We start from the raw sequence: 21,461 nt of genomic DNA on the forward strand, positions 1-21,461 counted from the left end.
CTATTTAACAATAGAAATCCTATTTTCATAAAACCTTACAAAATTGTTAGCGCTATTTCAAATTTTTTACTAGTTTTATAGACAACAATCAACTAAACTATAATATGTAATATTTATTCATATTGAAAGGAAGAAAATAATGGATTTAATTAATATGTTAAAAGTAATCTTTTTAGGAATTGTTGAAGGGATTACAGAATGGCTCCCTATCAGTAGCACGGGACATTTAATTTTAGTCGACGAATTTATCAAACTGGATGCTTCAAAAGATTTTATGGAAATGTTTAACGTGGTTATCCAATTAGGTGCAATTATGGCGGTTGTGGTCCTTTACTTTAGTAAACTGAACCCCTTCTCACCTTCTAAAACAGGTGGACAAAAAAGGGCTACTTGGACATTATGGTTTAAGGTTGTCGTAGCATGTTTACCTGCAGCTTTAATCGGCCCCTTTGTAGATGATTACCTAGAAGCACATTTCCACTCATTTTTACCAGTTTCTATCATGTTAATTGTTTATGGGATTTTATTTATTGTTGTTGAGAATCGCAATAAAGGGAAAGAACCTATTACTCAGACAATGGGAAGTTTAACTTATCAAACAGCTTTTATCATCGGGTTATTCCAAGTCTTGGCATTAATTCCAGGTACTTCACGTTCTGGAGCGACAATTATTGGTGCCATTATTTTTGGTTGTTCTCGTTATGTCGCAGCTGAATTTACCTTCTTTTTAGGAATTCCAATTATGTTTGGAGCTAGCGCTTTGAAAATAGTTAAGTTCCTTATGAAAGGTAATTCTTTTGATTCAACTCAAACAATGTTACTTCTAACAGGTAGTGTTGTGGCTTTTGTGGTTTCGATCTTTGCTATCAAGTTCTTAATGAACTACATTAAAAAGAACGACTTCAAAGCGTTTGGTTGGTACCGTATCATTTTAGGAAGTTTAATCATTGCTTATTGGTTAATTTTCAAATAAAGACACTTTAGCCTCTTAGCTCATTTATAGAATGAGTTAGGGGGCTTTTTATATACTCTAATTGAGAACAAAAATCATCAACTTCCGCTCTTAATGATAATCATTACTACTGATAATGACTATCATTACTATCTAAATTATAATCATTCCAATCTAAAGTTTTTTGTGATACACTCTTTTTGTAGGAGGAGATCAACATGACATATATAAAAGAAAAAAGCAGCATGATAGCGACAGTTATCTGCGGAATATTAATGATAGTAGGTTTAATTAATCAAAATACTGGTGGCACTATTTATCCTTATTTATTTGTAATTGGAATGATTATTGGTGGTTTTCACCAAACAAAAGATGGAATTATTGATACGATTAAAGATCGTCATTTAAATGTGGATTTACTAATGGCTTTAGCTGCCGTTGGTGCTTGTACTATTGAATACTATTTTGAAGGAATTATGCTGACCTTTATTTTCTCATTAAGTGGCTCTCTAGAAGAATTCACAACAAACAAAAGTAAAAAAGAAATTGAAAGCCTTATGGAAATTCAACCTGAGAATGCTTTTCTTCTAAATGATAATGGTCAAACAACAGAAGTGCCAGTTGAAGATTTAAAAATTGGCGATACCTTACTTGTTCCAAAAGGAGCTAGTATTCCAATCGATGGGGAATTACTCACACTTCACGCAACTATTGATGAAGCTGCCATCACTGGAGAATCTATTCCTAGAGAAAAGAAAACGAACGAAAACTTATTTGCAGGAACCATTAATATCGGCAACTCATTAAAAATGACTGTTACTAAAGAATCAAAAGATACTTTATTTAGTAAAATTATTCAATTAGTCGATGAAGCTCAAAACACACCTTCTAAAACTGCTAGTTTCTTAAGTAATTTTGAAAATATTTATGTAAAAGCTGTCCTTTTTATTGTTCCACTAGCTATTTTAATTCCTTATTTCTTATTAGGTTGGACATGGAGCGAAAGTTTTTACCGCGGGATGGTTTTACTTGTCGTGGCTTCTCCTTGTGCTTTGGTTGCCTCTGCTACACCCGCAACATTAGCTGCCATTTCTCATGGTGCTAAAAACGGGGTACTCTTTAAAGGTGGGATTTATCTTGAAGCTTTAGCCGATTTAAAAGCTATCACGTTTGATAAAACGGGAACGATTACTAAAGGGACACCTGTTGTGACAGATGAAATTTTTATTGATAATAATCGACAAGATATTATCAATGCCCTTGTAGCCATTGAAACTGAGTCCACTCACCCATTAGCAAATGCCATTACAACAAAGTACATTCCACATGTTTCAAATAAAACAACTCTTGATGTGAATGACATTACAGGCTCTGGTATGCTAGGTGTTGAGAATGGCAATGAATGGAAAGTCGGAAATGTTGATTTCGTCACTAACACTGACCTTTCTGAAGATATGAGTCAAAAAACAGCTCAATTACAAAAAGAAGGAAAAACGGTTATTTATTTCTCTAAAAATAATCAAATAGTTGCCTTCTTCGGTTTACTCGATATTCCTAAACAAGAAGCAATTGAAACAATCAAATACTTTAACAACAATGACATCCAAACAACCATGTTAACAGGAGATCATTCTCAAACAGCTAATGCTGTGGCTAAAATGATTGGCATTGACGCTGTTATAGCCGATTGTTTACCAGAAGATAAAACAATTTTTATTAAAGAACAAAAAGATAAAGTTGGGATTAACGCTATGATTGGTGATGGGGTTAACGATGCGCCTGCTCTTGCCAACGCTTCTATCGGAATCGCCATGGGACAAGGAACAGATATTGCTATTGATGTGGCTGATATTGTTTTAATGAAGGATGATTTAAGTAAATTAGCTGTAAGTCATCAACTCTCATTAAAACTAAAAAGAATCGTTAAACAAAACATCATCTTCTCATTATCAGTCATCGCCATTTTAATTTTCTCTAACTTCTTTAAAGTCATTAATTTACCACTTGGTGTTATTGGACACGAAGGTAGTACAATTCTTGTTATCTTGAACGGTTTAAGAATGCTTCAAAAATTACCAATGGAAAAAAGAATTGAAAAAGTTATTGAAACTAACAATTCTCACGAGTTACAAGAACAAATTAATTAATATTTTAAAGACTTCATAAAATTTGAAGTCTTTTTTTTTGATTCTATTGTAATTATCAAAAACCCATGATATAGTTTTGATTACTAGATGAACTTTTTAAGGAGACAAGATAGATGCCAAATAAAGAATGGGAAGATAATCTAGCGGAACTCATTCTTCCTAGATGGGATGAACTCCCCGAGATTGATGTCTACATGGATCAATTGGTCCAATATGTGGCCATACATACTTCTGTTTTAAAGTTGAGTCATTCAAAAGATATCACACCGTCTATGATTAACAACTACGTGAAACAAAAATTAGTGCCAAAACCGTACAAAAAAAAGTATGGTCGAAATCACTTAGCAAGAATCATCGTGATTACCATTTTAAAACAAGCTTTTGAGATTCCAGCAGTAAAAAGCGGGATTGAATTTCAAATCAACTCGACGGACTCAAGAGATGCTTATAATTTCTTTTGTGACCATCTCGAAGCAACAATTAAATATTTTATACTAAAAGAAAATGAAACTATGACAATTGCGAATATTAAACATGGATACACACCGATTCAAATGGCTTGTACAACTTTTATAGCCAAACTAATTACAGAAAACAGCTTAAACGACCTACTAACCCAAAATAAAATCTTGGAGGAAAATTAATTGAAAGAAAAAATTGCCTTACTTGTCGATTCAGCAATGGATACACCACCCGAATTAATCGCATTAGGAGGGATTTTTGTTGCCCCTTTGAATATTAACTATCGTGATCGTAGCTACATGGATAAAATTGAAATTACGTCAAAGGAAGTTTATGACCGAATTGATATTGAATTACCAAAAACTTCCCTACCTTCTTTATCTTACATTCAACGTTTAATCCTTGAAATCAAGGAACAAGGATATGATAAAATTCTTTGTATGTCCATTTCAAGTAATTTAAGCGGCACGCATAATGCGCTTAGATTAGCTCTTGAAGACCATCCTGAAATCGAAAGCTTTATTGTCGATACAAAAAGCATTGGTGGCGGAGCTGGTATCCAAGCAGCCTATATGAAAGTTGAAATTGATAAAGGCTTATCTTTTTCTGAATTAAAAGAGATTGCCGTCACATTACCTGAAAAAGGAAAAGTATTTTTCAGTATGGCAACACTAGAATATTTGAAAAAAGGTGGACGTATTGGTCTAGTAACCTCTATCATTGGCTCAGCTCTTCATTTAAACCCTATTATTTCTTGTAACGAAGACGGCATTTATCATACAGTTGGAAAAGCACGTGGCCGTAAAAAAGGGCTTTCAAAATTAATGGATTGTATTGAAAAATCAATTGGAGATGCTGAAGAATACGATTTAGCTATTTCTTATGGTACTGATCTTGAAGAAGCTACCCAATTAATGGAGCGAATGAAAGAATCTTTTAGTAAATATCGTTACTTCTATATTGATGAAGTAAGCCCAGTTCTAGGGGTTTATTCTGGTCCTGATTTCATTGGTGTTTCAGTTCTTCCAATTTAATCGAGAACTTTTTATATTATTTATTGCAAACTTATTGTGCTTTCTGTATAATGAGAATGTTGATTATATTTGATTATTCAAATGTAAACTCTATGTCGGAGGTGAATTTAATGCCAAACATCGAATCTGCTATCAAACGCGTTCGCACTAGTGAAAAATCAAATGAAGCTAACTCTGCTAAATTAAGCAGAATGCGTACTGCTGTGAAAAATTTTGAAAAAGCTGTAGAAGCAAATGCTGATAACCAACAAGAATTATTAGTAGCTGCTACTAGAGAAATTGATGTAGTCTCTTCAAAAGGACTTATTCATCAAAATAAAGCTAACCGTGAAAAATCTCGCTTAGCTAAAAAATTAGCTAAATAATAAAAACTTGATGGACTGAAGTCGTTATGATTTCAAGTCATCAAGTTTTTTATTTTATCTCGATTTTAGTAAAAACATTTCAAAAATTAGTTCTTTATCCATTTGACCTGTTTTTATTTTGTAGTCCATATCAATTAACTCATTAAACATCTCCCCTAAAACATTAAAGGATAAGTTCTTGCTTTGGTTCACCGCTAACTTGACTCGGTATGGATGGATTTTTAAGGCATCCGTAATGTTACTCTGTTGATAATTCATATCTAATAATAGTTTAACTTGTAGTAACAAACGAACCTGACCTAATAAAATTGCAATCACTTTAATTGTTTCTTCCCCGTCATTGATCAAATCGTGGTACAACCTCAACGATTTATCTGCTTGATTAGCTAAAACATGCTGGCTCAAATCGAAAATATTATGTTCTAATGATTTAGGAATTAACGCATCCACATCTTCAGTTTGAATCACTTTACTCTCTAAACGATATAAAAAGAGCTTATCCAATTCATTCATCATTCGGCTTAAATCCATATCCGTCAAATAAGTTAATCGCTCAAATGACCTCTTATCCATTTGATAGCCTTCATTTTCGATATATTGCTTCAAATATGGGATTAATTCTTTTTCAGACATTTGTTTGACATCTACAAGACAACTTTCTTTTTTCAACAGCTTAACAATTTTTTTTCGATCATCCATTTTCTCGTAGCTAGCGACAAAAACTAAAATTGTTGTCTCTAACGGGTTTTCTAAATAATTATTTAAAGCCGTTAAATCATGATCTAAGTCATTTTTTCTTTTTTCTCCCGTTAGGAAATAAGGATTTTCCACAAAAATCACTTTAAAATCACCAAAGAAAGGAACTGTTTCCGCCTCATGAATCACATGACCCACTTCTAGCTCTGTCATATCAAAGGTGATAAAATTGAAATCATCTACTTCATCTGTTGAGATTTCTTGTTTGAGTGTCTTCTTAAATAAATTGACTAGATACTGCTCTGTTCCTAGTAATGTATAAATTGATTTAAACTTCTTTTTTCTAAGTTCTACTAATTCTTTTTGTAATGTCAGTTCTCTCACCTACTTCATTTTACATCCTATCATAAAACCTTACATTATATCTATCTATTTCATTCTATTTATCCGAGAAAGATTCTTGTTATAGGAATTCCAGGTCATATACAACATACCCTGTTGATCCGTTTGATAGAAAGGAATCTCATATTCTTCTAAAAGCGCCACAGTCTCTTTAGAGGGATGCTGGTAACGATTATTTAGTCCACATGATATAATGACTATCTCAGGATTAACTTGGCTTAAAAACGCAGGATGAGTGGAAGTTTTGCTACCGTGATGGCCTGCTTTTAAAATATCAGCTTCTAAATCAATCATTGGATCTTTTAGTAACTTCTCTTCTCCCTCTTTTTCCAAATCACCAGTTAAAAGAATTTTCTTATTTTTAATTTTTAACATCATTACCAAGGAATCATTGTTTTGACCATCACCTTTTTCTTCTGGAAACAAGCAAGTTAATTCAATATTCCCCTTCATCCATTCATTGTTAGAAACAACGACCCGTTTATTGGTTTTCTCTAAATTTGAATAATTTAACATCTTTCTAAAGTTGGGTTGTTCTGCTGTGCCTGGACCAAAAAATAAATTTCGGACGTAAAATGTCTCACTCACTCGGTCCAAGTCACCAAAATGATCCTCATGAGCATGAGAGATAAAAACAGCATCCAATGTCTTAACACCTCTACTCTTTAAGAAAGGAATTAATGTGTAATCTGCACCTCTCTTATCCGCCCTTTTCTGCCAATCATCGACTTTAAAATCTAACCTACCACCTGTGTCTAGTAAATAATTACCTTGATGATGAGGCAGTTGAACAAAGATGGCATCTCCTTGACCAATATCAACAAAAGCGAGCATCCCATTAGGATTAAGATATTTATAAAAGGGCATAATCGCTGTGACACTGCAAAGTAAAAGAATCTTAGCGTTTAATTTGAACTGATTTTTTTCGAATTCTTTAAGTAGGAATAATTGAGATAAAATAAGAACTATTATTAAACTCAAAGGAATTTTACCTATGACTTGATGAGAAAAACTGATTTCATTTAAATTATTTCCCAGTATTTGAAAGTATTTTAAACAAATCTCTATTAACGGAAACTGATAATTTGTAAAGATAAAGGAAAGAATAAACACTAACAAAAGCATTGGCATTAAAATACTTAAGATAAATGAGCCCAATACTAAATTAATCACAAAACTCAAATAATTCCATTCATAAAAGTGATACCAAATAAGAGGTAGAGACATCACGGATAAAACCAAATTAAAAACAACCATTTTTAGGACAGGCTGCTTTATTTTTTGTATAATCGGACCAATAATGACAATCAAAAAAGTTAAATAATACGTTAACTGTCCCCCTACCGTGAGTAAGACATAAGGATCCACTAAACAATTAATAAATAAAGCAATTGACCAGCAATCTAGCAAACTTAACTGAAATTGCCACTTCCGATTACATTGTTTCACAACATGTAACACACCTGCTCTCATCATCCCCGGTCCCATGCCTGTCATAATCATTACAAACAATGTAAATAGGATATTCCATTTAAAGAGATTTTCCTTCGTCAAATGACAACTTAGTAAAACAAAATCAAAGAGAAATAAGAAAAAATAAATGTGCATACCTGATAAACTAAATAAATGAGCAACACCTAAATCACGCCATGTTTGCTGATAATCACTATCGCCTTTGTTTTGAAAGCCAAAAAGCAAAGAATTTAAATAACTTCTAGTTCTTTCTTTGAAGTGTTGATTCGTATGAATAAAACACCCACGCCGCCATTCTTTGATCTTCGTCACTACATCAAACATACTCAGCTTATTCACCTTTAAATCCATAATATCAACTAAATTGTATCTCTGATAATTCCCTTTATTCTCTAAATACTTACCGTAATCAAAGCCGTTAAGATTGCGAACACCTAAATTTTCAATAGGTTCTAATTTAGCTGTTAAATGAAGAGATTTTTTGTTTTGTTCAATAAAATGTTTCTCCTCTTCCGACTTTAAGATATAGGTGACAACTCCTGGCTGCTTTCTCTCACCAATTTTCCCTTCAAATGTCAATACAGCTCCATCTACTTTGATCGTATCAGGAATCAGTTCGATTGTTACTAGTTGATTTTCTCGAATTATTTCTGGTGGGTGCTTGAATTTAACCCACCACATAGCCAACCCAAACACTATCAGAGCCACTGACACATATAAAATTTTTTTGTTTTTGAAACAAATCATTCTAAAAAAAACGATTAAAAAAAGAAAGAGATACAGGATCGTTCTTTCTTTTAATAATATGATAAAAACAACAAAAATAATAATCGGGAAAAAATAAAATCCTCTAATCTGTTTCAGGTAATGGATCTGTTTCATCACCGAAATCCAAAGATTTAAAATATTTGTTTGAAAGTTTGACTTGATGCACTGTAGCACCTGCTTCTTTAATTAAACGTATTGCATAATCATTGTTATGATAATCCTTTAAATAATGAATTGTTTTAATTCCTGATTGAAGAATCATCTTCGTACATTGAAGACAAGGAAAATGAGTGACGTAAATTTCTGCTTTATCTGTTTTGACACCAAATTTCGCGCACTGCAAAATAGCGTTCATCTCCGCATGAATTGTGCGAACACAATGCTCATCTACTAAGTAACACCCTTCATCAATACAATGGATATCACCACTCACGGAGCCGTTATATCCTCCTGCAATAATTCTCTTGTCACGAACAATAGTTGCACCCACAGCTAACCTTGTACATGTGCTTCGTAAAGATAAAAGTAAACTTTGACCCATAAAATACTGATCCCAAGGAATTCTCTCATAATTTTGTTCCATTTTAAAACTCCTTTCTTTTACTTTAAGCTTACTTTAAATTGTAATAGATTCTTTCAAACTTTCAAATGTTTTTTCACCAAATCCATTAACTTTTTTTAAATCTTCAATGGATTCAAAAGAGCCTTTTTCTTCCCGATGTTCAATAATCTTCTCTGCCTTTTTTTCACCAACCCCATTCAATGTCATTAATTCTTCTTTCGTCGCTTGATTTAGATTGATTTTCCCCTCTTTTTTTCCTTCATCACCTTTTTCTCCCTCTTTATTTTGAGGAACGATATTCTCTATTTCAGCCAAAATTTCGCCTTCTTTTGGAATGTAAATTACCATTTGGTCTTCCAGTCTTTGAGCAAAATTAACTTGTTTATCATCTGCCTCTTTAAGTAAACCTCCCGCAAGTTCCACCACATTTAAAATCCTCATCTCTGGCGTTACCTCATACATGCCAGGTTTTACCACTGCCCCTTTAATATCCACGTATATTTTTGAGCTAGTTTCTTCCTTAACCGTTGATTCTTCAATCTTCAATGATTTTTCTTGCGTATTTTCTATGAGAGTTGGCTTCTTTTTAGTATCATCTGGTTTAAAAAGAAAACAACCACCAATCACTACCAAACTTAAAACAATGATACTTAAAAAAACAACCAATTTTTCCTGCTTTAATATTTTTTTGACTTTTCTCATCTTCCCTCCCCCTCTTCTTTAATATACGAAAAAAATAAGAGAGCGACTAAAAGTCACCCTCTTATTTTTTCGAACTAAACGGTGTCACAGAAGTAGCTTCTTCGGAAATAAGCCGAAAATCACAAAAATTTGAAAAGCAATTTTCTTGATTTCCTTCTTATTTCTTGAAGCTGAACACTTCTGTCACAACCTCTATTTTTCTAAATACTTTACCGCATCCTGAGCTGTTTTAACTGGGACTATTTTTATGTCTAATTTGTTCTTTTTCGCAGATTCCACAGCTTCTTGATAATTCGTTTTGATCTCTGGGTCATATTTTTTCATCTCAGCATCAATTTTATCATCTGGCGCAAAGAAAATTTCTGCTCCTTCAGCATCTGCTGCGATAACCTTTTTATCGATTCCACCAATTCTTCCCACAACACCCTCTTGATCAATCGTTCCTGTTCCTGCAATCTCTTTACCATCTCTTAAGTCTTTATTTGCAAGTAAACCATATAGCTCTAGGGTAAACATTAATCCTGCAGAAGGACCACCAATCTCGTCTGTTTGGAAATCGATTTTATCTTTTGATTCAATTTCCGTATGATCAACTAAGGAAATACCAATTCCCGTTTTTTTCGTCTCTGGTAATTTCATTAGTTTTGCTGAAGCCTCTTTTTTCTGATCATCTCTTATAAAGCTTAACTTTACTTTATCCCCTGGTTTTTTATCTTGGATATAGTCTGTTAGCTCTTTTGAGGAATTTAGTTTTTTACCATCTACTGCATAAATTGTATCCCCCACCTCAAGAAGATGATTAAAATTGGAATCTTCACCTATTTCCATCACATAGACACCTTCATATGTCATGTCATAAGGCTTTTCAGCTAAATCTAACGCATTTTTTATCGCTAAATTTTGTGAGGTTTCCATATAATAGGTTTGCATCTTTTCATATTCTCGGTCGCTACTTGTTCCCATCATCTCTTTTTTACTGATTAAATCATTATTCGGGGTAAAATAACCTTGAATCAATGTTGCGACGGTTGCTTGTTGAACAGCCACTGTGGTAAGCATAAATGAGCCATCAAAATTATCTCTCTTCTCATTAACGGTCACATGATCTCGAATATTTTCAGAACTCCCTGGCATTTCAATAAAATAAGGAATTGGAATGACCACTAACAGTAATAAAAGGAGGGTCAAAAATATGACAATTTTTTTAAAATACTTATTCTCTGTAATTTTCATCTAGTTAGTCCTATCCTAATTTTTGAATCAGTGCTTCGTTGACCTCTTTTGGAACAAACGAAGACACATCCCCTTTAAATTTTGCAATCTCTTTAATCATACTTGAACTAATATTACTAAACTTATCATCTGCTAGAAGAAACACCGTATCAATTGATTCATCCATGGTTCTATTCATGGAGGCGATATTTTTTTCATACTCGTAATCTTGATTATTTCTAACCCCACGGATTAAAAAATTGGCTTCAAGCTCTTTAGCAATATGAATCGTCAATCCCTCAGATTGTAAAACCACTCTCACGTTATCCAAATGTGCCACTGCTTTCTCGGTTAATTCTTTTTTCTCTTCTGGACTAAAAAGTGGTTTTTTAGTTGTATTCGTGAATATCCCGATAATCACTTCATCAAATAGTAAACAGGCTCGTTCAACCGTATTTAGATGCCCATTAGTGAAAGGATCAAAACTTCCTGGGAATAAAGCAATTCTTTTATTAGTCATGCTCTATTCCTCCTTTTGATAGCGATAAATATAGACTTTAGTTGCGCCATAACTTTGAACTTTAGACAATGATAACTCCTTAATTTCTTCTGGTAAATCAACCTTTTTATCGGTCTCACAAACTACTTTACAAAAAGGTGCAAACAATTCAAGTTCCAGCATTTTTTCTAATTGTTTCTCAATCGTTTGTTTGGCGTATGGTGGGTCAAGAAAAACTAAATCAAAGCTTAGTTTATTACTAGACAGCCATTCCAACCCTTTATCTGCGTCCATTTTTTTGACAACAAAATCAGATCCTTGTTTGGTCAATGCGATATTTTCATTAATCACACTGATTGCTTTGAAGTGATTATCAAAACAATAAGCTTTTTTTGCTCCTCTAGAGATAGCTTCAATCGCTAAATTTCCACTACCACTATACAAATCTAATACTAATTCTTCATCAAAATAAGGTCCAATCATATTAAAAATAGAACCCTTTATTTTATCACTTGTTGGTCTTGTGTTGTCTCCTGATAATGAATTTAATTTACGACCTTTAAAATTACCTGCTATTACGCGCATCGAATTTCCCCTTAATTTTATTATGTCATTATTATAACAAATTATGCGAATAAAAAAAATGTTGAGCAAAAATGATTTCTCATCCTGGCTCAACATTTTCATCACGTTTATTAGTCCAGATTCAAAAGGCAGCTCCTGCGACAACTTCAAAAATCACAATCAATCCGAAAACTATGGATTGTTTGTAATTTTCTCCAGTTGCTTGGAGCTAAACGCCTTTTTCATCATGCTGTGTAATCCGGAATAAAAAATTTGCTCCTTCGGTAACTTCACTGTTCTCAATTAATCCGAAAACCATGGATTATTTGAGAACAGTTCCAGTTACTCGGAGCAGAACAATTTTTTATTCACTCTACTTTAATCCGATTTCTTTTACGACCACGTCAGCGATTTTATCCACATAGTAATCTACTTTTTCTTTTGTTGGTGCTTCTGCCATGACACGTAGTAAAGGTTCAGTTCCTGAAGGTCTTACTAAGATACGACCGTCACCATTCATTTCGCCTTCCACTTCTTCGATCACTGCTTTAATAGCAGGAACGTCCATTGCACCGTATTTATCACTAACTTTAATATTCACTAATTTTTGTGGGTATTCTTCAATTTCTGAAGTTAATTCAGATAAAGTTTTACCAGTCTCTTTCATCACGTTCATTAATTGAATTCCTGAAAGTAGTCCGTCACCTGTTGTATTGTAATCTAAGAAAACGATATGTCCTGATTGCTCGCCACCTAAGTTATAATCAGACTTTCTCATTTCTTCAACCACATAGCGGTCACCAACTTGTGTACAAACTGCGTTCATCTCTGCATCACTAACAGCTTTATGGAAACCTAAATTACTCATAACTGTGGCAACGATTGTATCGCCTTTAAGTTTTCCGTGAGCTTTTAAATATTTACCACAGATGTAAAGGATTTTATCTCCATCAACAATGTTACCTTTTTCATCAATCGCAATCACACGATCGCCATCACCATCAAAAGCTAAACCTAAGTCAGATTTATTTTCTAAAACGAATTTAGCTAATTCTTCCGGATGAGTTGAACCAACGCCGTCATTAATGTTAATTCCGTTTGGTTTCACACCCATTGTTGAGAATTCAGTGTCTAAATCTGCAAATAAATGGTTAACGATTGGGGCAGTTGCACCATTTGCTCCATCTAAACTTACTGAAAGTCCTGATAAATCACCAGGGATTGTTTCTTTTAAGAATTCCATGTATTTTTGTAAACCTTCTGGATAGACATCTAATGTTCCTAATCCATCTGCTGAAGGACGAGGTAATGTGTCTTCCGTCGCATCTAATAATGCTTCGATTTCTAATTCTTCGTCATCCGCTAATTTGAAACCATCTGGACCAAAGAACTTAATACCATTGTCTGCTGCTGGGTTATGAGATGCAGAAATCATAACACCCGCTGCGGCTTTTTGATTACGTGTTAAATATGAAACGCCTGGTGTTGAAATAACGCCTAATTGAAGCACTTCAATTCCTACTGATAATAAACCAGCAATCAAAGCTTGCTCTAGCAATTGACCAGAAATACGTGTATCACGTGCCACTAAGACTTGAGGTTTTTTATCTCCTTCTTCATGTTGACACAAGACATAACCTCCACAACGTCCAATTTTAAATGCTAATTCTGGTGTTAATTCTTGATTCGCAATTCCTCTAACGCCGTCAGTTCCAAAATATTTACCCATTTTAAAAAAAATCTCCTAACTCATTCTATAATATTTTTATTTATTCTTACTCGACACATTTAACGAAAGTTTATCAGACTTTGAGGATGATGTCGATTTATCTTTATTTTCAGATGTGGTTTTAGTGCTACTATTTTTAGGAATAACGGTCACTAAAACTGTATCTGGTTCAACTTTTACTTCTTTAGGTACTACTACAATGTATGAACTACTTGTGGTTTCTCTAATATTACTTGTATCTATTTTTAAATCAATGGTACTTATTTCATCCAATATTTCTTTAGGTCCTGTAATATCTACCTTGTCCTGTTTCATTGAAAAAGTATAATCCGAGATACCTTGAGGCATTTTACCCGCCTGAACTGGATTGACTTTTACTCGTTTAGTAGGTGCTTTTACATTAACATCCACTCGAACGCTTTCTGGCTCAATCTTAACATTCAGAGGTTCCCCTTTTTCGTTAATTGCATACAATTTTACTTTCTGTGAAAAATCACTGCTAATATTCGTTTGATCACTAATTCCTGCAATCACTTTTGACACATGTTTAATGGTTTCTTCCCCACCAGAGAGTGTCACATTTTCTGGTTCGATTACCGCTTTTTCAATTTCAAAGCCTTTCGCAAAGATTTTACTATCGATGGCAGCTTCTACTGGGAATTTATTGCTCTTTTTCTTTTCAACCGTTACAGCTAACTTATTAGGCTTAATAGTTCCTTTAATCGCACTAGGCAAGCCAACGATTTGAAGTGGTACTTCATGAGTACCTTCTGAGTATTTCGTCAAATCCATCACAATTGAAAAACTTCTTGTTTCTGCATTGGACTCTTTATCTAAAAGAATCTTATTAGAACTCTTTAATTCAACAGTAACAGTTTGATCGTATCCAGAAATGAAATATTTATCCTGATTGTACGTGACATTCACAGGTACTTTTTCAGCTGTTGCTGAGAGTTCTGAAAATTTCATATCGTCATCATTCAAACTGGTTGAATTCGCATTATAAAATAGCAAAATCGCAAAAAATAATGACAAAATTCTAACAATCCATGTTCCCTTTTTATCAGTCTGCATTATTTTTTACCTCCTTTGAATCCATTTCTCGTGTCTTCAATGAATTGGTAAAAAAAGTTTTGTTTGTTTTCTTCGATTTTTTGAATGAGCTCTTGATTTAAAACATCAATGTATTCTTCCCGGTTAAGGTGTGGTAAAAACTTGTTACGAAACGCTATACTCACATCTCCCGTTTCTTCTGACACAATAATCGTAATCGCATCACTCACTTCACTCAAACCGATTGCCGCTCTGTGCCGTGTTCCATATTCTTTTGGAATCAAGGTACTTTCCGATAAAGGTAAGTACGAACACGCAGAAGCTATTTTTTCATTTTGAATAATAACAGCCCCATCATGAAGTGGTGTGTTAGGAATGAAAATATTAATCAGTAATTGATTCGAAATATCTGAGTCTAAAGGAATTCCTGTATCCACATAATCGATTAAACTATCTCGATTTTCAATACAAATCAAGGCACCGATTTTTCTTTTTGACATATACTGAATCGACTCGTCTAATTCGACAATTAATTTGTCTTTGTGATCCGTTTGTTTTTTGATACTCTTTAAAATAGAACCTCTTCCTAAATGTTCCAATCCTCGTCTAACTTCTGGTTGGAAAATAACGATAGCTGCAATCGCTCCGTAAGTAATCACTTGACTCATTAGCCATGACACCGTGGTCAAACCAATAAAATCACTAATGATTCTTACCATAATAATCACCGCAATCCCTTTAAACACCTGAATTGCTTTAGTCCCATTTAAAAGCATAATCAATTTATAGATAACAAACCAAACAACAAATATATCAATGATGTGTATTAGTAAATTCGTAGAAAAATAATTGCTAAAAAAATATTGCCAGGTATCGGGCTTGAACAAGTCCATAAAATGAATATTCATCTTGCTCCTCCCTCTCTTATTTATAATATTTACATGTTTCAGTATAGCATATTGTCTATATCCATGTTTACCATTTGTTGAATTTTCTTAAAAATTTCAACAAATCTTTAAGAATATAAAAAAACAAAGTCAAAATGACTTTGTTTATTTCGCGCGTTTTACGTATGAACCATCAGCAGTGTTAACTTCTAACATTTCTCCTGCTTCAATAAAATCAGGAACATTAACAACTAGACCAGTTTCCATTTGAGCTGGTTTACCAGAACCTGAAACTGTCGCTCCTTTGATTGATGGTTGTGTTTCTTCAACTCTTAAAACAACGGTTGTTGGTAAAGTAACTCCCACAACTTCGTCAATGTAAAATTGGATTTTAACTTCCATGTTATCTAATAAGTATTTTAATTCTTCCTTGATAACTGATACTGGAATTTCATATTGTTCATATGTTTCTAAGTCCATGAATGTTGAAATATCATCTTGGATGTACAAGAATTGAACAGCTTTACTGTCGATATGTGCTTTTTTCACTTTTTCATCTGGACGCATTGTTGTATCAGTTGTAGAACCAGAACGCATGTCTCTTAATTTAAGACGCATTACTGTGTTACCTTTACCTGGTTTATGATGACTTGCTTCTAAAACTTTAATTAATTTACCGTCTTTTTCAAATGTCATACCTGATCTTAAATCACTTACTGCTATCATTATTTATGTCTCCTTTATATTCAACTATCGCTATTTTACCACAAAAGTGAGGATTGCAGAATATTTTTTTATAATTTAGGTTATTCCCCAATCACTTTGATTGGGTTTCCTTTAGCGTCGAAAACTTGTGATTGAGTGTTTTGGGTCGATTCAGTTGTTTCTTTACCATAGTTAGATTGACTTGTTCGTATAGCTTCTTCATTACTTTTATTTTTACTTATTAACCGTATTGATAAACTTGTGATACCAATCAAAATAATCAACAATAATACATACTTTTTCTTAATCATGTAGCTCCTCCTTACTGAAACTATTATATCCTATTTTCTTGATAAAAAAGACTCACCATCATCAACACGACGGCGAGTCTTACTATTTCTTAATACATTTCTAAATATTGTTCTCTTTCCCACTCTGACACTTGTTGACGGAAGGCTGACCATTCCATTTTCTTCGCTTCAACAAAGTTATTGTAAATGTGAGATCCTAAAGCTTCTTTTACCATTTCATCTTTTCTCATTGCTTTAATGGCATTGTGTAATGTTGATGGTAAATCTGTGATTTCAGCAGCTTCTCTTTCTTCTTCTGTCATCACGTAGATGTTACGGTCAACTGCAGCTGGTGGTGTAATTTGATTTTTAATTCCATCAAGACCTGCTTGTAAGAGTACAGCCATTGCTAAGTATGGGTTAGCAGTTGGGTCGACTGAACGTAATTCTAAACGAGTTGACATCCCACGTGAACTTGGCACACGTACTAATGGCGAACGGTTTTTACCACTCCAAGCCACATATACAGGCGCTTCGTAACCAGGTACTAAACGTTTGTATGAGTTAACAATTGGGTTACAAATAGCTGTATACCCTCTCGCATGTTTTAATAATCCACCTAAGAAGTGGTAAGCTGTTTCACTTAAACCATCCACGCCGTTTTCATCGTAGAAGACATTTCCTTCTTCGTTGAATAAAGACATGTTGATATGCATCCCACTACCAGCAATTCCATATAAAGGTTTTGGCATGAATGTTGCGTGTAAACCATGTTTACGAGCAATTGTACGAACCACTAATTCGAAGGTTTGGATGTTATCACAAGCTTCAATTGCATTAGCATATTTAAAATCAATTTCATGTTGTCCTGGGGCACACTCATGGTGAGAGGCTTCCACTTCAAAGCCTAAGCTTTCTAATTCTAATACGATATCACGACGACAGTTTTCACCTAAGTCAGTTGGGGCAAAGTCGAAGTAACCACCATTATCATTTAATTGGTCAGTTGGGCGACCATTTTCATCTAATTTAAATAAGAAAAATTCTGGCTCAGGTCCAATGTTAAATCCTGTGAAACCTAAGTCTGTCATTTCTTTTAAAACACGTTTTAAGTTTCCACGTGGGTCTCCGTCAAAAGGTTGTCCTTCTGGATTGTAAACATCACAGATTAAACGAGCTACTTTTCCTTTTTCACTTTCCCAAGGGAAGATAATGAATGTTGACACATCTGGGTATAGGTACATATCACTTTCTTCGATACGAACGAATCCTTCAATTGATGAACCGTCAAACATCATTTTATTATCTAATACTTTATCAATTTGGCTAATAGGAACCTCAACATTTTTTAGTCTACCTAAAATATCCGTGAACATTAGTCTTAAAAATCTCACATTCTCTTTTTGAGCTGCTTCTTTTACGTGTTCGATTGTTGTGTATTTTCCCATCGTTTCGCCTCTTCTTTTCTTTTTAGTATAGTCCACTTTCATTCATCAAATCGTTATACAAAGCAATTCGTATTTTTTCTTCAGAAAGTTGCTCTTTCTTTAGATCCTGTTTAATAAATTGCTTTTTAATATCTTTGATGGTGAATTCGTGGTTTAGCATATCCTTTATGTCCAGGAGTCGATCAATATCGTTTAAAGAAAATAAGCGATTGTTCCCTGCGTTTCGTTCTGGAAAAATTAAACCTTGTTCTTCATAATATCTAATTTTTCTCGCAGTTAAATTCGTTAATTTCATAACAGAACTCATTGGAAACACTGCAAGGGTTCGTCGTAATTCTCTCTCACTCATTTTTTCGACCTCTTTTCTTAAAGGTTAATGAAATAATAACAGGCGAAAAAAAGAAAGTCAATTAACTATGTTAGATAATCTAACATAGTTAATTAACTTTTTTTATTTTACGTTAAAATCACCATTCTAATAGGTCATCAGAGACTTCTCTCACCCATTTTGATTGCTTAGGTGCGTAACCTTTTAAGAAATAATTATTTTTTTCTTCATCATATTCGTACTCATCTAATAAAACTTCTTGTTGCATTTGAGTAATCAAATACGCTTCTTTTGGTTCTAGTGTCATCTCAAAAGGTAAAAATAGTTCTTTCATTTGTTTAATAATTGCTTGAGTTAATATTTCTTGGTCCGCCTCTTGATGAGCTGAGATTAAGCAGTTCGGGAAAAGGGTCGGCACAAACTCATCAACATCTAACAAATCTGCTTTGTTATAAACAGTTAAAACAGGGATATGTTTCATGTCTAAAGAATCAATTAATTCAAGAACGGTATCTTCTTGCTGACTTCGGTTAGATGAAGTGGCATCCACCACATGAAGCAGTAAATCAACACTTCGACTTTCCTCTAAGGTCGACTGGAAGGCTTCAATTAATTGTGTGGGTAAATCTTGAATAAACCCAACCGTATCCGTCAATGTTGTTTCTAATCCTTCTGGTAGTTGCCATTTTTTAGTTAAGGGATCTAATGTGGCGAACAACTGGTTTTCTGCGTAAGTTTTTGTGTCTGTCAGTAAATTCATAATGCTTGATTTTCCAGCGTTGGTATAACCAATTAAACCAATTTGAAACACCGAAGACTCTTTTCGCTTTTGACGGCTTCGCTCTCTATGTTCTTCCGTTTGCTTTAATTCACGCTTAATCAAGGTTACTTTTTGTCTAATGTGACGGCGATCTGTTTCTAATTTCGTTTCACCAGGACCTCTTGTCCCAATCCCACCACCAAGACGTGACAAAGCAAGTCCTTGACCGACTAATCGAGGTAGCAAATAATTAAGTTGGGCTAATTCAACTTGCAATTGACCTTCTTTAGATTTTGCTCGCATGGCAAAAATATCTAAAATAAGTTGCACGCGGTCTAATATTTTTACATTCACGACTTCTTCGATTAATCTAGCTTGTCGTGCGGATACTTCATGATTAAAAATAACCACATCTGCTTCTGTTGATTCTACTAAAGACTGTAATTCTAATAATTTACCTTTACCTAAAATCGTACGGCGATCAATCGCTTGTCTTTTTTGAATCATCTCACCAACAACTTCACCTTGTGCTGTTTCAGCTAAATTAGCCAACTCAGCCATTGATTCAGTAAAAGTTTTAAAATTCTCTTGGTTCTCAACACCGACTAATATAACTTTCTCCACACAATACCTTCTTTCACTCTTCTAGCCATTTTGTGACATCCTTGATGATATCCTCTTTAATACTAGGTTCCTTAATCATATCATACCACTCCACGCTCATCCGATTTTTAAACCAGGTCAGTTGGCGTTTGGCGTATTGTCTGGAATGTTGTTTAACAAGTTCCACACAACTACTCATCTCTAAATCACCTCTAAAAAAAGGAAAGAACTCTTTATAACCAATTCCCTGCATTGCCTGAACTTCACCTAATTCATAGACATAGCGGGCTTCTTCAAGTAAGCCCTGTTCCATCATCATATCCACACGTTGATTAATTCTGTCATATAAAACAGGTCGGTCCGTTTCTAGCCCAATCAACTTCACATCATATTGAGACTGACTTAAATCTTTAAAATCAATTCCTTGCTGATTTAAAATACTAGTACCTGTTTTTTCAAAGACTTCAATCCCACGAATGACACGTTTCTCATTATTCATATGAATTGATTTAGCTGCTAGTGGGTCTATTTTATTCAAATGATTCCATAGACTTTCTTTACCTTCCGTTGACGCAAACTCTTCCCACTTTTCACGAGTTAAACGAGCTTCTGTGTCTTCTTCGTTACTCCCTAATTGAAAATCAAAGAGGAGAGACTGAATGTACATACCTGTTCCACCTGCAACAATCGGCAATCCAGAACGGCTAGTAATCTCTGCAATTTTTTCTTCAGCACTTGTTTTAAATTCATAAGCTGAATAATTTTCATTCGGTTCCTTCACATCTATTAAATAATGAGGAATGCCCTCCGCTTCTTCTTCAGTGACTTTCGCTGTCCCAATATCTAATTTTTTATAAACTTGTAGTGAATCACCACTAATAATTTCGCCACTAAATTCTTTAGCTAACTCAATGCTAAGAGCAGTTTTTCCGACGGCTGTTGGACCAACTATCACTAATACTTTTGTTTTTTTCATCGCTTATTTTTCTCATTCATTGCTTTTTCTGGAAAATCAGTATGGAAACCTTCTAATTTCAAATCAAAACATAAATTCATGTCTTCAGTTGAATTAGCTGTCCATGGGCGTAATTTCAAATCAAACATTGGGATAATATCTTGATTTTCTTTAATCCACTCCATAGAAGGATGGATAGCATCAATTTCAGCGGTTTCTCTAGCAAAATTTATTTTTCTTTCTGATTTATCCATAATCATCGCTTTAGGACGCTCTTGATCTAGAGAAATCACTCGCTTCATTGTTTCCATGTTAAAACTTGAGAATATAATTTGGCAAGATAACTGATATTTTTTCAAGCTTTCAATGACAGATTTTTCAATCCCATCATAATCATATTCATCCGTTTTAATTTCAATATTTAAGATACCGGGATAGTTACTCTCTTCCAATAATGCCAGTACTTCATCAAAAGACGGAATTGTTTCTTCTTGATATTTAGCATCAAACCAACTACCAGCGTCTAATGTTTTAATTTCTGCTAAAGTGTAATTTTGAACTAAGCCTTCTTTGTTAGTTGTTCGGTTCACGTCACCGTCATGAATAACAACTAATTCTTTATCTTTTGTATACTGAACGTCTAATTCTATTCCGTCAGCTTGCACTCTAATCGCTTCTTTAAAGGCAATCAATGTATTTTCAGGATGCGTTCCTTTACTTCCTCTATGGGCAAATACTAATGTCATCAAATCACTCCATTTCAGATAATAGTTTAACATTTTTTTGTTAGATTTAACATGAACAATCTATGATATGACTAGATTTTTTTGTTAAAATGAGGGATAATGGTATTGTACAAAATATA

At 33.9% G+C, this 21,461-nt stretch carries 22 protein-coding genes; 5 read left to right on the forward strand and 17 right to left on the reverse strand.

Annotated elements, in window-relative coordinates:
• Positions 1-139: 139 nt before the first annotated feature.
• The 5 genes from G7082_RS14030 to rpsT all read left to right on the forward strand — a co-directional run bounded on the left by G7082_RS14030 (position 140) and on the right by rpsT (position 4,960).
• The gene (locus G7082_RS14030; RefSeq protein WP_166035826.1) at positions 140-973 is read left to right on the forward strand and encodes an undecaprenyl-diphosphate phosphatase; all 834 of its coding nucleotides are present in this window, start codon (positions 140-142) and stop codon (positions 971-973) included.
• A gap of 197 nt (positions 974-1,170) precedes the next feature.
• Positions 1,171-3,099: a heavy metal translocating P-type ATPase gene (locus G7082_RS14035; RefSeq protein WP_166035827.1), complete on the forward strand. Its 1,929-nt coding sequence runs from the start codon at positions 1,171-1,173 to the stop codon at positions 3,097-3,099.
• A gap of 113 nt (positions 3,100-3,212) precedes the next feature.
• A complete protein-coding gene (locus tag G7082_RS14040; RefSeq protein WP_166035828.1) occupies positions 3,213-3,743 on the forward strand; it encodes a DUF1836 domain-containing protein in 531 nt (176 codons plus the stop codon).
• Positions 3,744-4,595, forward strand: a complete 852-nt coding sequence (locus G7082_RS14045; RefSeq protein ID WP_238842661.1) for a DegV family protein — start codon at positions 3,744-3,746, stop codon at positions 4,593-4,595.
• Between the two features lie 110 nt (positions 4,596-4,705).
• Complete coding sequence (rpsT, locus tag G7082_RS14050; RefSeq protein ID WP_086952313.1) at positions 4,706-4,960, forward strand: 30S ribosomal protein S20; 255 nt, start codon at positions 4,706-4,708, stop codon at positions 4,958-4,960.
• A 54-nt stretch (positions 4,961-5,014) separates the two neighbouring features.
• On the opposite strand, the gene holA is transcribed toward rpsT, so the two are convergent.
• From holA to G7082_RS14135, 17 genes are all read right to left on the reverse strand, one after another.
• A complete protein-coding gene (gene holA, locus G7082_RS14055) occupies positions 5,015-6,031 on the reverse strand; it encodes a DNA polymerase III subunit delta (protein WP_166036109.1) in 1,017 nt (338 codons plus the stop codon).
• Between the two features lie 54 nt (positions 6,032-6,085).
• The gene (locus tag G7082_RS14060; protein WP_166035829.1) at positions 6,086-8,413 is read right to left on the reverse strand and encodes a DNA internalization-related competence protein ComEC/Rec2; all 2,328 of its coding nucleotides are present in this window, start codon (positions 8,411-8,413) and stop codon (positions 6,086-6,088) included.
• The gene (locus G7082_RS14065; protein WP_166035830.1) at positions 8,382-8,882 is read right to left on the reverse strand and encodes a ComE operon protein 2; all 501 of its coding nucleotides are present in this window, start codon (positions 8,880-8,882) and stop codon (positions 8,382-8,384) included. Before G7082_RS14065 ends, G7082_RS14060 begins: the two co-directional genes overlap by 32 nt.
• A gap of 33 nt (positions 8,883-8,915) precedes the next feature.
• Positions 8,916-9,563 (reverse strand): helix-hairpin-helix domain-containing protein, encoded by a 648-nt coding sequence (locus G7082_RS14070; protein ID WP_166035831.1) that lies wholly within the window; start codon positions 9,561-9,563, stop codon positions 8,916-8,918.
• A gap of 192 nt (positions 9,564-9,755) precedes the next feature.
• The gene (locus G7082_RS14075; protein ID WP_166035832.1) at positions 9,756-10,796 is read right to left on the reverse strand and encodes a SepM family pheromone-processing serine protease; all 1,041 of its coding nucleotides are present in this window, start codon (positions 10,794-10,796) and stop codon (positions 9,756-9,758) included.
• A 10-nt stretch (positions 10,797-10,806) separates the two neighbouring features.
• Positions 10,807-11,295 carry a pantetheine-phosphate adenylyltransferase gene (gene coaD, locus G7082_RS14080; RefSeq protein ID WP_166035833.1) on the reverse strand — a complete coding sequence of 163 codons (489 nt, stop codon included), beginning with the start codon at positions 11,293-11,295 and terminating at the stop codon, positions 10,807-10,809.
• 3 nt (positions 11,296-11,298) lie between these two features.
• A complete protein-coding gene (gene rsmD / locus G7082_RS14085) occupies positions 11,299-11,859 on the reverse strand; it encodes a 16S rRNA (guanine(966)-N(2))-methyltransferase RsmD (protein WP_166035834.1) in 561 nt (186 codons plus the stop codon).
• 352 nt (positions 11,860-12,211) lie between these two features.
• The gene (glmM, locus tag G7082_RS14090; RefSeq protein WP_166035835.1) at positions 12,212-13,567 is read right to left on the reverse strand and encodes a phosphoglucosamine mutase; all 1,356 of its coding nucleotides are present in this window, start codon (positions 13,565-13,567) and stop codon (positions 12,212-12,214) included.
• A gap of 36 nt (positions 13,568-13,603) precedes the next feature.
• On the reverse strand, positions 13,604-14,641 hold the full coding sequence (locus G7082_RS14095; RefSeq protein ID WP_166035836.1) for a CdaR family protein: 1,038 nt from the start codon (positions 14,639-14,641) through the stop codon (positions 13,604-13,606).
• Entirely contained in the window at positions 14,641-15,528 is an 888-nt protein-coding gene (cdaA, locus tag G7082_RS14100) for a diadenylate cyclase CdaA (RefSeq protein ID WP_166035837.1), read from the reverse strand. Before cdaA ends, G7082_RS14095 begins: the two co-directional genes overlap by 1 nt.
• Positions 15,529-15,672: 144 nt before the next feature.
• Positions 15,673-16,233, reverse strand: a complete 561-nt coding sequence (gene efp / locus G7082_RS14105) for an elongation factor P (protein ID WP_166035838.1) — start codon at positions 16,231-16,233, stop codon at positions 15,673-15,675.
• A gap of 80 nt (positions 16,234-16,313) precedes the next feature.
• Positions 16,314-16,523 (reverse strand): hypothetical protein, encoded by a 210-nt coding sequence (locus G7082_RS14110; RefSeq protein WP_166035839.1) that lies wholly within the window; start codon positions 16,521-16,523, stop codon positions 16,314-16,316.
• 89 nt (positions 16,524-16,612) lie between these two features.
• The gene (glnA, locus tag G7082_RS14115) at positions 16,613-17,950 is read right to left on the reverse strand and encodes a type I glutamate--ammonia ligase (RefSeq protein ID WP_166035840.1); all 1,338 of its coding nucleotides are present in this window, start codon (positions 17,948-17,950) and stop codon (positions 16,613-16,615) included.
• A 22-nt stretch (positions 17,951-17,972) separates the two neighbouring features.
• Positions 17,973-18,299, reverse strand: a complete 327-nt coding sequence (locus tag G7082_RS14120; RefSeq protein ID WP_166035841.1) for a MerR family transcriptional regulator — start codon at positions 18,297-18,299, stop codon at positions 17,973-17,975.
• A 118-nt stretch (positions 18,300-18,417) separates the two neighbouring features.
• Positions 18,418-19,662, reverse strand: a complete 1,245-nt coding sequence (gene hflX, locus G7082_RS14125) for a GTPase HflX (protein WP_166035842.1) — start codon at positions 19,660-19,662, stop codon at positions 18,418-18,420.
• Positions 19,663-19,675: 13 nt separating this feature from the next.
• Positions 19,676-20,617, reverse strand: coding sequence for a tRNA (adenosine(37)-N6)-dimethylallyltransferase MiaA (miaA, locus tag G7082_RS14130; RefSeq protein ID WP_166035843.1), 942 nt, complete (start codon positions 20,615-20,617; stop codon positions 19,676-19,678).
• Positions 20,614-21,342: a glycerophosphodiester phosphodiesterase gene (locus G7082_RS14135; RefSeq protein ID WP_166035844.1), complete on the reverse strand. Its 729-nt coding sequence runs from the start codon at positions 21,340-21,342 to the stop codon at positions 20,614-20,616. The genes miaA and G7082_RS14135 overlap by 4 nt, the downstream gene beginning before the upstream one ends.
• Between the last annotated feature and the right edge of the window lie 119 nt (positions 21,343-21,461).

This window comes from Vagococcus hydrophili (genome assembly GCF_011304195.1).
Taxonomy (GTDB): Bacteria; Bacillota; Bacilli; order Lactobacillales; family Vagococcaceae; genus Vagococcus; species Vagococcus hydrophili.